General features: G+C 72.2%; 12 protein-coding genes. 3 read left to right on the forward strand and 9 right to left on the reverse strand.

All coding sequences use genetic code 11. The features are described 5' to 3' along the window. Positions 1-7 precede the first annotated feature (7 nt). Positions 8-454 carry a YbaB/EbfC family nucleoid-associated protein gene (locus ACZ7OU_RS09705; protein ID WP_470242366.1) on the reverse strand — a complete coding sequence of 149 codons (447 nt, stop codon included), beginning with the start codon at positions 452-454 and terminating at the stop codon, positions 8-10. 161 nt (positions 455-615) lie between these two features. On the opposite strand from ACZ7OU_RS09705, the gene ACZ7OU_RS09710 reads away from it, so the two are divergent. Then, positions 616-1,278, forward strand: a complete 663-nt coding sequence (locus tag ACZ7OU_RS09710) for an Ig-like domain-containing protein (RefSeq protein ID WP_470254786.1) — start codon at positions 616-618, stop codon at positions 1,276-1,278. Here the strand turns inward: ACZ7OU_RS09710 and ACZ7OU_RS09715 are convergent. The 3 genes from ACZ7OU_RS09715 to ACZ7OU_RS09725 form a co-directional block, all read right to left on the reverse strand. Beyond that, entirely contained in the window at positions 1,275-1,679 is a 405-nt protein-coding gene (locus tag ACZ7OU_RS09715) for a hypothetical protein (RefSeq protein WP_470242364.1), read from the reverse strand. The two genes, ACZ7OU_RS09710 and ACZ7OU_RS09715, sit on opposite strands and share 4 nt — an antisense overlap. Further along, complete coding sequence (pcp, locus tag ACZ7OU_RS09720; RefSeq protein ID WP_470254787.1) at positions 1,676-2,314, reverse strand: pyroglutamyl-peptidase I; 639 nt, start codon at positions 2,312-2,314, stop codon at positions 1,676-1,678. Before pcp ends, ACZ7OU_RS09715 begins: the two co-directional genes overlap by 4 nt. A 67-nt stretch (positions 2,315-2,381) precedes the next feature. Then, the gene (locus tag ACZ7OU_RS09725; RefSeq protein WP_470254788.1) at positions 2,382-3,818 is read right to left on the reverse strand and encodes a M1 family metallopeptidase; all 1,437 of its coding nucleotides are present in this window, start codon (positions 3,816-3,818) and stop codon (positions 2,382-2,384) included. A 163-nt stretch (positions 3,819-3,981) separates the two neighbouring features. On the opposite strand from ACZ7OU_RS09725, the gene ACZ7OU_RS09730 reads away from it, so the two are divergent. Beyond that, a complete protein-coding gene (locus ACZ7OU_RS09730) occupies positions 3,982-7,146 on the forward strand; it encodes an AfsR/SARP family transcriptional regulator (protein WP_470254789.1) in 3,165 nt (1,054 codons plus the stop codon). A 66-nt stretch (positions 7,147-7,212) separates the two neighbouring features. Here the strand turns inward: ACZ7OU_RS09730 and ACZ7OU_RS09735 are convergent, their stop codons facing one another. Continuing rightward, a complete protein-coding gene (locus ACZ7OU_RS09735; protein ID WP_470242360.1) occupies positions 7,213-8,019 on the reverse strand; it encodes an ABC transporter permease in 807 nt (268 codons plus the stop codon). Beyond that, the gene (locus ACZ7OU_RS09740) at positions 8,016-8,993 is read right to left on the reverse strand and encodes an ATP-binding cassette domain-containing protein (protein WP_470254790.1); all 978 of its coding nucleotides are present in this window, start codon (positions 8,991-8,993) and stop codon (positions 8,016-8,018) included. Before ACZ7OU_RS09740 ends, ACZ7OU_RS09735 begins: the two co-directional genes overlap by 4 nt. A gap of 163 nt (positions 8,994-9,156) precedes the next feature. On the opposite strand from ACZ7OU_RS09740, the gene ACZ7OU_RS09745 reads away from it, so the two are divergent. Then, entirely contained in the window at positions 9,157-10,116 is a 960-nt protein-coding gene (locus tag ACZ7OU_RS09745; RefSeq protein WP_470254791.1) for an endonuclease/exonuclease/phosphatase family protein, read from the forward strand. 69 nt (positions 10,117-10,185) lie between these two features. Here the strand turns inward: ACZ7OU_RS09745 and ACZ7OU_RS09750 are convergent, their stop codons facing one another. The 3 genes from ACZ7OU_RS09750 to ACZ7OU_RS09760 all read right to left on the reverse strand — a co-directional run bounded on the left by ACZ7OU_RS09750 (position 10,186) and on the right by ACZ7OU_RS09760 (position 12,393). Next, entirely contained in the window at positions 10,186-11,133 is a 948-nt protein-coding gene (locus ACZ7OU_RS09750) for a cold-shock protein (protein ID WP_470254792.1), read from the reverse strand. A 149-nt stretch (positions 11,134-11,282) separates the two neighbouring features. Then, a complete protein-coding gene (locus ACZ7OU_RS09755) occupies positions 11,283-12,089 on the reverse strand; it encodes an SIR2 family NAD-dependent protein deacylase (protein WP_470254793.1) in 807 nt (268 codons plus the stop codon). Continuing rightward, positions 12,082-12,393 carry an antibiotic biosynthesis monooxygenase family protein gene (locus ACZ7OU_RS09760; protein ID WP_470242355.1) on the reverse strand — a complete coding sequence of 104 codons (312 nt, stop codon included), beginning with the start codon at positions 12,391-12,393 and terminating at the stop codon, positions 12,082-12,084. The genes ACZ7OU_RS09755 and ACZ7OU_RS09760 overlap by 8 nt, the downstream gene beginning before the upstream one ends. Positions 12,394-12,441 lie beyond the last annotated feature (48 nt).

Below are 12,441 nucleotides of genomic sequence, written 5' to 3' on the forward strand. Positions count from 1 at the left end.
TGACGGCTTACCAGGCCTGGTCCATCCGCGGGCCCTGGCGGTAGAAGTCGTCATCGGCCAACGGTCCCGGCGGCGGTGCGACGGCCGGGGCCTCGGCCGAACGGTCCTGAAGCACCGCGTCGTCCCGCTCGGCACGCCGCGGCGCGGGAGACGGCGCCGGTTCGAACTGCGCCCGCCAGCGCAACCGGTCCATCAGGTAGCCGCCGCTGCCCAGGGGCGCCAGCAGCTGCCCGGTCCGCTTCGCCGAGTCCCGCTGCGCTTCGACGTAGGTCCGCAGCACGGCCTCGGCGATCTCGTCCGGCGACATCCGTGAGACGGCGTCGCTGAGCCGCAGGCGGGTCAGCACGCCGTCGGTGTTGACCGACAGCGAGACGGCGCCGTCGGCGGACGTCGCAGTCGCCGTCAGTGCGGCCAGCTCGCTCAGGAGGGACTCGCGGTCCGGTTGGTCAGCCATCGTCACCTCTTGTTCCGGGCGGGAGTCTCGCCATGTAAACACCGTTCAGTCGCCCGTCAGGGTGATTCACGGATGGTGTGCCTCAGATCACGGAAACGGCCGCCGTACCGCCGAACGGGCGAATGTCGTACGTGTCAGGGGTGGCCGGCGCTCCTACCTGCATGAGCACACTCACGAAGCCCCGCGCGCCGACCGTGCGGAGGCAGCTGCGCGAGGCGAAACGCTTCTCCTGGACCGGGTTCGGGGTCACGGTCGCGGCGTCGCTGCTCGGCACGCTCGTCCCGGCGGCGATCGGTGCCGGGACGACCGCGACGCTGGTTTCGACGCTCGTGGTCACCGTGCTGGCGGCCGGCGGGTTCACCGCCAAGGACGGCAGCGCCGCCCGCGGGATCAAGGCGATCGCGATCGTGCTGCTGGCCGCGGGCGCGCTGGTCCTGACGATCACCGGGGTGACCGTGCTCGACGTCGTGCGCGGCGGCCCGGCGACGTTCCCGGTGGTGCCGGCCGCGGACCCGGCGGCGGTGCTGGTCCCGGAGTCGGTCGCCTGCGGCACGACGCCGGTGCACACGACGACGACCTGCGCGGTGGCGGTCCGCAGTGTCGGCGCCGGCCCGCTGCGGGTCAGCGGGACCACGCTGGACAGCGAGGAGTTCGCGGTGGACGCGAGCGAATGCGTCGGCGCCGAGGTGGCGCCGGGCAGGCGGTGCACGCTGGTCGTGAGCTTCACCCCGGCCGGGAGCGGCGACCGGGTGGCGGACCTGACGGTGCACCACAACGTCCCGGGCCCGGCGGCGTTCGTCGAGCTCACCGGCCGCGGTGGCTAGTCGACGCCGATCCGGGCCGTCCGCGCCACCCAGACGTGCAGGAGCGCGGAGACGGCCGCCAGCAGCAGGATCCGGTAACCGCCCAGGATGCCGGTGACGTTGTAGACGACCGCCAGCGCCAAGGGCGCCAGCGTGGCGGTCAGCACGATCGGCACCTTCGGCCACATGCGCGTCAGGCTGACGACGAACCAGGTGACCAGCGCTGACCCGGCGACGGTCGCGAGGAAGATGACCAGGCCGAACAGCCAGATGGCGAACGCGCACATCGAGTTGCCGTCGGCGCACAACCCGTCGTAGCGGCCGGACATCGCGACCCAGAAGACGCCGGTGGCGGCGCCGGTGAGCAGGCCAGTCACCCCCACCGCGACGAGTACCCGCGAGTCGGCGGGCCGGGTGGTCAATGCTCCGCGCCCGCGCTGACGGCGAGGTCCTCCGAGGTCTTCAAGGCCGTGTCCACCAGCACTTCCAGCGCGTCGGCGATGCGGTCCACCCCCAGTGACGGCGCGGCCTTGCCGGACGCGGCCACCTGCTCGGGGCTGAACGGGACGTGGACGAACCCGCCGCGCACGTCCGGCAGTGTCGACAGCAGGTGCATCAGCCCGTAGAAGACCTGGTTGCACACGTACGTCCCGGCGGTGTGGGACACCGAAGCCGGCACCCCGGCCGCGCGCATCGCCGCCACGCACGCCTTCACCGGCAACGTCGTGAAGTACGCCGCCGGGCCGCCGTCGACCACCGGGACGTCCACCGGCTGCGCGCCCGCGTTGTCCGGGATGCGGGCGTCGAGCAGGTTGATCGCGACGCGCTCCGGCGTCACCTCGAGACGCCCGCCCGCCTGGCCGACGCAGACCACCAGCGACGGCCGGTGCTCCTCCACCGCCTGCCGCAGCGTGGGCAGCGACGCGGCGAACTCGCACGGCAGCTCCACCGCGGCGACGTCGTCCCGGCGCGCGCCGAGCAGCGAAACCGCCTGCCACGACGGGTTCACCGACTCCCCGCCGAACGGCGCGAACCCCGTCAGCAACACCCTGGCCATTCGTCCTCCCCAAAACGCCGTGAAGGCCACCCTACGACCGCGGGGTGGCCTTCACGAAGAGACGAACTCAGGCGGCGGGCTTCAGGTCGCCCGGGAATAGGTACTGGTCGGCGGGCTTGCCGGCGCCGTACACCCACGCGTCGAAGAACCCCTGGAGGTTCTGGTGCGCGACCTTCTCGGTGTACCGCTGGAACTCCTGCATGCTCGCGTTCCCGTCCCGGTGCAGCGACGGCCAGGTCTTGATGACCCGGTTGAACGCGGCCTGGCCGACGTAGCTGCGCAGCGCGTGCAGCATCATCGGGCCCTTGGAGTAGACGGACGTGAACTCCTTGCCGGCGCCCATGTCGTACAGCTTGCCGTTCCAGAAGTTCACGGAAGCCTTCTTGACGTCGTCCGCGTACTGCTTGTTCAGGTCGACGCCCTCCTTGGCCTCGTCCCACAGCCACGTCGCGTAGGAGGCGAAGCACTCGTTGAGGCAGACGTCGCGCCAGTGCGACACGGCCACCGAGTCGCCGTACCACTGGTGGGCGTTCTCGTGGACGATCGTCGGCACCGTGCCGGCCCAGCCCGCGGAGTAGATCGGCCGGCTCATCGTCTCCAGCGAGAAGCCGATCTGCTCGTTGAGGAAGATGCCGCCCGCCGCGTCGATCGGATACTTGCCGAACTTCGACTCGAGGAAGTCGAGGATCTCCGGCAGCTTCGCCTCGGCCTGCTTCGTCGAGTCGGGCACGCCAGGGGCGAACGCGCTGACGATCGGGGTGCCGTCCTTGCGCTTCTGCTTGTCGAAGGTCCACTTGTCGATCGCGACCGTCGTCATGTACGGCACGATCGGCGTTTCCTCGGCCCAGACGTGCGTGGTGCCGCCGCCCGGTGCCTTGAAGGACGGCTTCTCGCGGCCGTTCGCGATGACGCCCCACTCGTCGGGCACGGTGATCGCGAGGTGGAACGTGGCCTTGTCGAGCGGGGTGTCGTTGACCGGGTACCAGGTGGCGGCCGACTTGGGCTCGCCGGCGGCGAACGCGCCGCCCGCCTGGGCGTACTGCCAGCCGTTGTTGCCGAGCGACGGGTCGTCGATGGGCTCGGGCACGCCGTGGTAGTCGATCTTGACCTCGAAGTGCGCGCCGCGTCGCAGCGACCGCGACGGCGTGATGACCAGCTCGTGGTCGCCGGTCCGGCTGAACTTCGCGCCGCGGCCGTCGACCTTCACCGAGTCGACGGTCAGGCCGCGCAGGTCGAGGTTGAACGAACTGAGCGACTGCGTGGCCCGCGCGGAGATGTCCTGCGTGCCCTTGAGCTGGTGCGACGCGGGGTCGTAGCTCACCCGCAGGTCGTAGTCGGCGATGTCGTAGCCGCCGTTGCCGTCCTGCGGGTAGTAGCTGTCGCCGGCGCCGTCACTGCCCGGCTGCGCGGCGCCCCAGTCGTTCCCGGCGGCCGCGACTCCGCTGCTCAGGCAGATGCCGGTGAGCAGCGCGGCGGCGAGGACGACCGGTTTCTTGCCCCTCATGAACGCTCCTGTCCGTCTGGGTGGCCCTGGAACCGCAACGTATCGTCACGTACGTGCCACGCGGCGGTGTGACGTCGCATTTGTCCGGATAATCAACACTTCCGTCGGTGCCGCTCCGGCCATCCGCCCCCGGCACTCAGGTGCGGTCTGGAAAGCTGGACGCATGCGCGTTGCGCTGCTGGGCCCGTTGCGGGCGACCCACGACGAAGGCACGCCGATCGACATCGGCGGTGCCCGCCTCCGCATGCTCCTGGCCAGGCTCGCGCTGGACGCCGGACGGGCCGTCCCGGCCGACGCGCTCGTCGACGGCCTCTGGGGCGCCGAACCGCCCGCCGACGCCGCCAACGCCCTGCAGTCGCTGGTCTCGCGGCTGCGGAAGGCGCTGCCGGTGGCCGTCGAGTCGGGTCCGGGTGGCTACCGGCTCGCTGTTGCGCGCGAAGACGTCGACGCCGAGCGGTTCGAACGGCTGGCCGCCGACGGCCGCCGGGAGCTCGCCGCGGGCCGGGACGCCCGCGCGGCCGAGCTGCTCGCCGAAGCTCTCGCGCTCTGGCAGGGCGGCGCGCTCGCCGACGTCCTCGACGCGCCCTTCGCGCCCGCGCCCGCCCGCCGGCTCACCGAGCTGAAGGCCGAAGCGGCCGAAGACCGCTTCGAAGCGCTGATCCGGCTGGGCGAGCACGCCGGCGTCCTCGCCGACCTGACCACCGCGGCCGACGCCGACCCGCTGCGCGAGCGGCTGGCCGGGCTGCGGATCCGCGCGCTGTGCGCGGCCGGGCGCCAGTCGGAGGCACTCGCCGTCTACACCGGAATCCGCCACACCCTGGCCGACCAGCTCGGCGTCGACCCGTCGGCCGAGCTGCAGGAGATCCACCTGGCCGCGCTGCGCGGCGAGTTCGCGCCGCCGTCGCCGGTGACCGACCGGCTGCCGACCCGCCTGACCACGTTCGTCGGCCGTGACGACGAGCTCAAGCTGCTGGCCGAGCTGCTCGGCGGTGCTCGCCTGGTGACCCTGGCGGGCCCGGGCGGCGCGGGCAAGACGCGGCTGGCCACCGAGGCGGCGTCGCGGCACCCGGCGCACGCGCGCGGCCGCGTGTGGTTCGTGCCGCTGGCCGGCGTCCGCGACCCCGGCGACGTCGGCGGCGCGCTGCTCGCCGCGCTGGAGGTGCGCGACATCCGCAGCGCCGAAACCGAGGTGCGGCGGCGGCCGGACCTGCTCGGCCACGCCGTCGAGGTGCTGGCCGGCGGCGAAGCGCTGCTGGTGCTGGACAACTGCGAGCACGTCATCGACGCGGCCGCGACCCTGGCCGACGAGCTGCTGGGCCGCGTGCCCGGGCTGCGGATCCTCGCGACCAGCCGGGAGCCGCTGGCCATCACCGGCGAGGCGCTCTGCCCGCTCGGGCCGCTGCCCGTGCCCGCCGAACGCGCGGCGCCCGCCGAAGCCGCCGAGCTGGATTCGACGCGGTTGTTCCTCGACCGGGCGAGCGCGGTCCGGCCGGACTTCGTGCTCGACGAGTCCACTGTGGACGACGTCGGCCAGATCTGCCGTCGGCTCGACGGGATGCCGCTCGCGCTGGAACTGGCCGCCGCGCGGCTGCGGTCGATGACGACGGCCCAGATCGCCGCCCGGCTCGGCGACCGGTTCCGGCTGCTGACCTCGGGCAGCCGCACCGCGCTGCCGCGGCAGCGCACCCTGCGCGCGGTCGTCGAATGGAGCTGGGACCTGCTCACCGAGCCGGAGCTGGTGCTCGCGCGGCGGCTCGCGGTGTTCCCCAGCGGTGCGCCGATGGAGGCCGTCGAGCGGGTCTGCGCGGACGAGCTGCTGCCCGCCGCCGACGTCCCGTACGTGCTCGGCACGCTGGTCGAGAAGTCCATCGTGGACACCGTGAACCGTGGCGGCGAGCCGCGGTACCGGATGCTGGAGACCCTGCGGGCCTACGCCGGCGAGCGGCTGGCCGAGTCGGGCGAGCAGGACGCGTTCCAGCGGGCGATGGCGAACTACTACGTCGGCCTCGCCGAGTGGGCGGAACCGTTGCTGCGCACCGGCGACCAGCTGTCCGCGATCGACCTCTACGAGGCGGAGTCGGCCAACCTGACCGGCGCGCTGCGCACGGCGATCGAGCGGTCCGATGTGGACACTTCGGTGCGGTTGCTGAACGGGATGTTCTGGTACTTCACCATCCTCGGGCAGGGCGAACGGGCCGAGGAGTTCATCGACGCGGTGCTCGCCTTCGGCGACCGGCTGCCGCCGGACGTCAACGCGGCCTACCGCGCGATCGCGCGGCTGTTCAACCAGGTGCCGTCCCGGCTCCCGCTCGAAGGCATCCGCGAGCTGGTCGACGACTGCGTCCGCACCGGTGCGGTGGGGAAGTACCCGGGCCTGGCCGTGGCGCTGCCGATGCTGGCGTTCCTCGGCGGCGACCGCGAGCTGGCGATGCGGGAGGTGCACCGCGCGCAGGCCGACGAGAACGTCTGGATCCGCTCGGGCGGCTACTGGGTGGAGAGCTTCCTGCTCGACGACACCGGGGACGTCGAGGGCGCGGACCAGGCCCGTGACCGGGCGTACGCGGGATTCCGCGAGGTCGGTGACCGCTGGGGCACGGCGATGACGTTGAGCTTCAAGGCGAACGCGCTGTCCCAGGCCGGCGAGGGCGAGAGTGCGATCGAGGTGTACCAGCAGGGCCTGGCGCTGTCGATGGAGCTGCGGTCGACCGAGGACGTCGTGCAGCACTGGTGGCGCCTGGCCGTCGAGCGCAGCCGCCTCGGGGACCTCGAGGGCGCGTGGCGTGACCAGGAGGCCGCCGAGCGCTACGCGCAGGGCAATGAGAACCCGCAGCAACGGGCGTTCCTGCTGTTCGGCCGGATCGAGCTGTACCTGCGCGGTGGGCAGCTGGCCGAAGCGCGCGGGGCGCTCGCTCAGCTCAAGGCGCTGACGTGGGAGGTCGCGTTCCCCGAGGGCATGGGCGAGGAGTGGGTCGGCGCGTTCGAAGGGCGGCTCGCGCTGGCCGAGCACCGGCCGGACGCGGCCGCGGCGCACCTGACCAAGGCCATCTCGGCGACCGGCGACCGCGGTGACATGCCGGACCTCGCCGGCGCGGTGGAGCTGCTGGCGCTGGTGCGCGGGCAGCAGGGCCGGCCGGTCGAGGCGGCCCGCATGCTGGGCGCGTCGGCGCTGATCCGCGGCCGGTTCGACATGGGCAGCCCGGAGGTGCGCGAGCTGATCGCCCGGCTGCGCGCGGAGCTTTCCGACGCGCGGTACGAAGAGCTGATCGCCGAGGCACGCGCGATGTCCAAAGAGGACGCCATCGCGGCCGTCCACGCCGGAATGGGCTGAAGGGGACGTCCGCGCGGACGTCCCCTTCAGCTCCCCTGGCGCGGGACACCCCCGTGCCCCCGCGCCTCACACCCGCCGGCGGTAGGCCCAGGTGGCCAGCGGGAAGAACACGATGACCGCGCCGGCCATCCAGGCGAGCGCGCCGGCCAGCGGACCGGCGACGGCGCCGCCGTTCATCAGGCCGCGCAGCGCGTTCGCCATCAGGCTCACCGGGCTGATGTCGGCCCAGGCCCGCAGCCAGCCCGGCATCGTGGACGTCTGGACGAACACGTTGCTGCCGAAGGTCAGAGGCATGATGAAGACGAACATCAGCGCCTGCGCCGCGCCCGGCGACTTCATGATCATGCCGACGAACACCGAGCCCCAGCAGAAGCAGAGCCCGAACGCCAGCGCCAGCAGGATCGCCACGGCGAACTCGCCGGGGCTGGTCGCGATCCGGTAGCCCATGATCGTCGCGACGACCATCAGGACGGTCAGGCAGACGACGTAGCGCACGACGTCGGCCAGTACCGCGCCGATCAGTGGTGCCGACCTCGCGATCGGCATGCTGCGGAAGCGGTCGAACACACCCTTGGTGATGTCGGTGTTGAGGTTCGTGCCGACCGTGAGGCAGGCCTGCAGGATGTTCATCACGATGATGCCGGGGACGACCATCTGCAGGTAGGCGTCGGTCGAGCCGGACAGCGCGCCGCCGAAGAGGTACACGAACATCACCAGGAAGATGATCGGCATCAAGGTGACGTCGGCGAGCTGCTCGGGGTTCTTGCGGATCTTCAGGATGCCGCGCCAGGCCAGCGAAAGCGCGTGCTGGAAACCCTTGGCGGGGCTGATGTGCCGCGGCGGGGCCGGGCGGTCGAGCGCCAGCGTCGTCATGCCAGGCTCCCTTCGAGGGTCTTGTCCTCAGTGGACTGTTCGGCGGTGTGCCCGGTCAGGGCGAGGAACACCTCGTCGAGGCTGGGCAGCCGCAGCGCCAGCTCGTCCGCGGTGATCCCGGCTTCGTCCAGCTTGCGGACCAGGGTGGACAGCAGCACCGGGTCGTTGACCGGCGCGGTGAGCAGCCCGGTCGCGTTGTCGCGGGTCGGGTGCACGCCGGTGAGGTCGCCGAGGATCCGGTTGACGGCGTCCATGTCGGACAGCTGGGTCGGCCGGACCTGCAGCGTCTGGCCGCCGACGCGGCGCTTCAGCTCGTCGGCGCGGCCGTCGGCGACGACGCGGCCGTGGTCGAACACGGTGATCTTGTCGGCCAGCTGGTCGGCCTCCTCGAGGTACTGCGTGGTCAGCAGCACCGTCGCGCCCTCGGCGACGAGGTTGCGGACGACGTCCCAGACCTCGTTGCGGGCGTGCGGGTCGAGCCCGGTGGTCGGCTCGTCGAGGTAGAGCACCTCGGGCCCGCCGACGAGGCTGGCGGCCAGGTCGATCCGCCGTCGCATGCCGCCGGAGTACGTCCGGATCGGCCGCTTGGCCGCGGCGGTCAGCTCGAACCGCTCGATCAGCTCGACGGCGCGCGCCTTGGACTGCGCACGGGAGTGGCCGTACAGCCGTCCGATGAGGACGAGGTTCTCGATCCCGTTGAGGTCCTCGTCGACCGACGCGTACTGCCCGGTCAGGCCGATCAGGCTGCGGACCCGCATCGGGTCGGTGACGACGTCGAAGCCGCCGACGGTCGCTCTGCCGGAGTCGGGTTTCATCAGCGTCGCCAGGATGCGGACGGCCGTCGTCTTGCCCGCGCCGTTGGGCCCGAGCACCCCCACGACCTGCCCGAACGGGACCTCGAGGTCCACCCCGTCGAGCGCCTTGGTGTCCCCGAAGTGTTTGACCAGGCCCTCGGCCTGGATCGCGTGCGACATGGGCGTTCCTCCTTCGCTGTCGCTTCCTGAGGATGACTTTGGACGACGGCGCTGGTAAGCCGCGCACAGCTCGCTGGCAGCGGCTGGCAGGCGCTGGTGGAGATCTTGTGGAGGTGTCGCCGGCACTCGGGTGGGGCGGCCGTCACATCGGCATACTCGGCACATGACCGTTGCGGAAGAGACGCGCGTCCGGCGGAAGTATCCGCTGGTCACGGCCCTGCTGGTGGTGCCGCTGGTACTGCTGGCGGCCCTGGTCGCGCTGCGCCTGATCGGCTACGACGGCGACTGGTACACCCTCGTCGCGCTGTCGCTGACGCCGTACGTGGCGGCCGCGGGTGCGCTGCTCGGCGGGCTGGCACTGGCCCTGCGGCGCTGGTGGGTCGGCGGGACCGCGCTGGTACTGGCGATCGTGCTGGCCGTCCTCGTGCTGCCCCGGCTGTCGGCGAGCGACCAACGCGAAGTGCACGGAAAGACACTGCGTGTACTCGCTTCGAACCTGCTCTACGGCCAGGCGGACCCGAAGGCCGTCGTCGACCTGGTGCGCGAGCAGCGGATCGACGTGCTGAACCTGGTCGAGCTGACACCCCGCGCGGTCGACGGCCTGACCGCGGCCGGGCTGTTCCAGGCCCTGCCGTACCGGGTGCTGCACCCGGCGCCCGGCGCGTTCGGTTCGGGGATCGTGTCGCGCTTCCCCCTGAAGGAGGTCAACCTGACGGGTGATTCGGCGGCCAAGCAGCCGGGCGCGCAGGCCGACCTCGGCGACGGCGTGGTGGCCGAGATCGTCGCCGTGCACCCGATCTCCCCGGACGTCGACACCCCGCAGTGGGAGCGCGAGATCAAGGACCTGTCCCGCGCGGCCGGCGAGCACGGCTTGCGCATCCTGGCGGGCGACTTCAACGCGACGCTGGACCACGCGGCGTTCCGCACGGTGCTCTCCCGCGGCTACAACGACGCGGCGGAGGAGCACGGCTCGGCGCTGACGCCGACGTGGCCGTCGTCATCGCCGGTGGTGACGATCGACCACGTGGTGGTCGACAACCGGGCGGCGGTCCAGGACTACCGGGTGTTCGACGTCGCGGGCAGCGACCACCGGGCGGTGTTCGCCGAAGTCCGGTTGCCTTAGCCCTGCGGTTCAGACGCCTCGGGCTGCGCTACGACCGGACCGAACGCAGCCGTCGGTGGGGCCGCCCCTTCAGAGGCGTTCGATGCGGTCGGCCTGCGGGCCCCGGTCGCTCTGACGCACCGCGTACCGGACCCGGTCACCCTTCTGCAGCGGCTCCGACCCCATGATCACGGACGCGTGGGCGAAGAGATCGTCGCCGCCTGCGTCCGGGGTGATGAAGCCGAAGCCGCGGTCGCTGTCGTAGCGCGCGACGACGCCCTCGCCGCCTCGTGCGGGCACGTCCCGCGCCGGCGGCCCCGCGGCCGCGGCAGGTGCCGACCGCTGCGGCGCCGTCTGGGGCTCGGCGCCCCGGACCAGGTGCACGTCGCGGGCCTGCGGGCCCTTGTCTCCACTGGCCACCTCGTAGGCGACGCGGTCGCCCTCCGCGAGCCACGTCAGCCCCTCGGCCAGGGCCCGGGCGTGAACGAAGACGTCCCCGGCGCCGGAGTCGGGGTTGATGAAGCCGAAGCCCTTGTCCTCGTCGTACCAGGCCACCGTGCCGTCAGCACCGTCCGCGACACCGGCCGCAGCGGGTGAGCCGGCCCCTGCTCCCAGCGGGATCACGTGCTCGGCCTGCGGGCCGCGCTCGCCTTCGACGATCAGGAAGGCCACCCGCTGCCCCTCGGTGAGCACGCCGCCGGTCACGATGGCGGAGCTGTGCACGAAGATGTCGGCGCCGCCGCCGTCCGGCGACGCGAAGCCGTACCCCTTGCCCGGCTCGTACCAGTTGACGGTGCCGAGCAGGCCCACGGCGCTGCCGGTGGCCGCATCGGCGGTGACGCGAACGCGCAGCGCCTGGGGCCCGCGGTCGTTCTCGCCGACCTCGAACACGACGACCTGACCCTCGCGGAGCAGTTTCGCGCCGCCGTCCCCGACGATCTCGGAGGCGTGCACGAACACGTCCGGCGAGCCGTCCTCGGGCGCGAGGAAGCCGAAACCCCGTTCGGCGTCGAACCAGCGGACGGTCCCTTGCGGCATCAAAGTCTCCAGGTCGAGAGGGCGGGCACTGGCCCCCAGTCTCTCTGACAGACCTCCGGTCCGTCGCGCCGGGCCCACCGGCGGGCGGTGCGGAGCCAGGGGCGGGCCGTTGGTTCACCTGGCGACACGCCGAGTTTTGAGACCAGGTCTTAGCCGAGGAGCGCGGTGAGCGTTTCCAGGGCGCCGGCCGCGATCGAGACGCCCCGGTTGTGCCGGATCTCGGGTTCGCGGGGGTTGATGCGGATCAGCGCGCCGCTCGCCGCGCTCGCCAGTTCGGCGTAGCGGCGGACCGTCGGGATCGCCTGGCCCGCGCCGATCTCCACCACCACGAGGTCACGGGCCGTGCGGCGCCACGCGGTCAGCTCGTGGAGCTGGGCCTGGCCGCGGTCCGGGACCCACGCGTCGTCGCCGAACATCAGGATGTTGGGGCGCGCCAGGCCGCCGCAGCGGGGGCACGACGGCAGTGGCGGTACCGCGCGCATCGTCTCTTCGTCGATCACGACGTCTTCGGCGGGCGCCGGCCAGATCTCGCGGGTGCACTCGCTGAGGCACTGCAGGTGGTGGATCGAGCCGTGCACCTCGGAGACGAGCCCGAAGCCCGCCTCCTGGAACTGTCCGTCCACATTGGACGTGAACACGCCGGTGCCGCCGGGCAGGCGTGAGCCCAGCTCGAGCAGCAGGCGGAAACCCTCGTGCGGCACCGTCTTCCGGTAGAGCGCGAGCCGGTGGCCGTAGAACCCCCAGGCCAGCTCGGGATCGTCGGCGAAGTGCCGCGGGTCGGCCAGCTCCTCGAACCGCAGCCCGAGGCGCGCGTACGGCGGATACGCGCGCCAGAACCCTTCGCCGCCGCGGAAATCCGGCAGCCCGGAGTCGACGCCCATGCCGGCGCCGGCGCAGATCAGCAGCGCGCCGGCGCCGTTCAGAAGCTCCGCGGCCCGCCCGAGAGCGTCACTCACCCGGCTGCGAACCGAGGACGACCTCGAACTCGAGCAGGTTCGCCCCGGTGGACACCGGCTTGGCGCGCTCGCCCGAGTGCGCCGCCGCGGCCGGGCCGCCCTTCGCCCACGCCTGGTACGCCTCTTCGGTCTCCCACTTCGTGTAGACGAAGTAGCGCGTCTCGCCGGAAACCGGGCGCAGCAGCTCGAACCCGAGGAAGCCGGGCTGCTGGTCGACGGCGTGCATCCGCCCGGCGAACCGCTTCTCCAGCTCGGGGCCGGCGCCTTCGGGGACCTCGATCGCATTGATCTTCACGACACTCATGGGTCCCACAGTAGTTGGACTGGAAGTGTGACCCGTGCCACTGTTGAT

Source organism: Amycolatopsis sp. NPDC114505 (assembly GCF_055633615.1).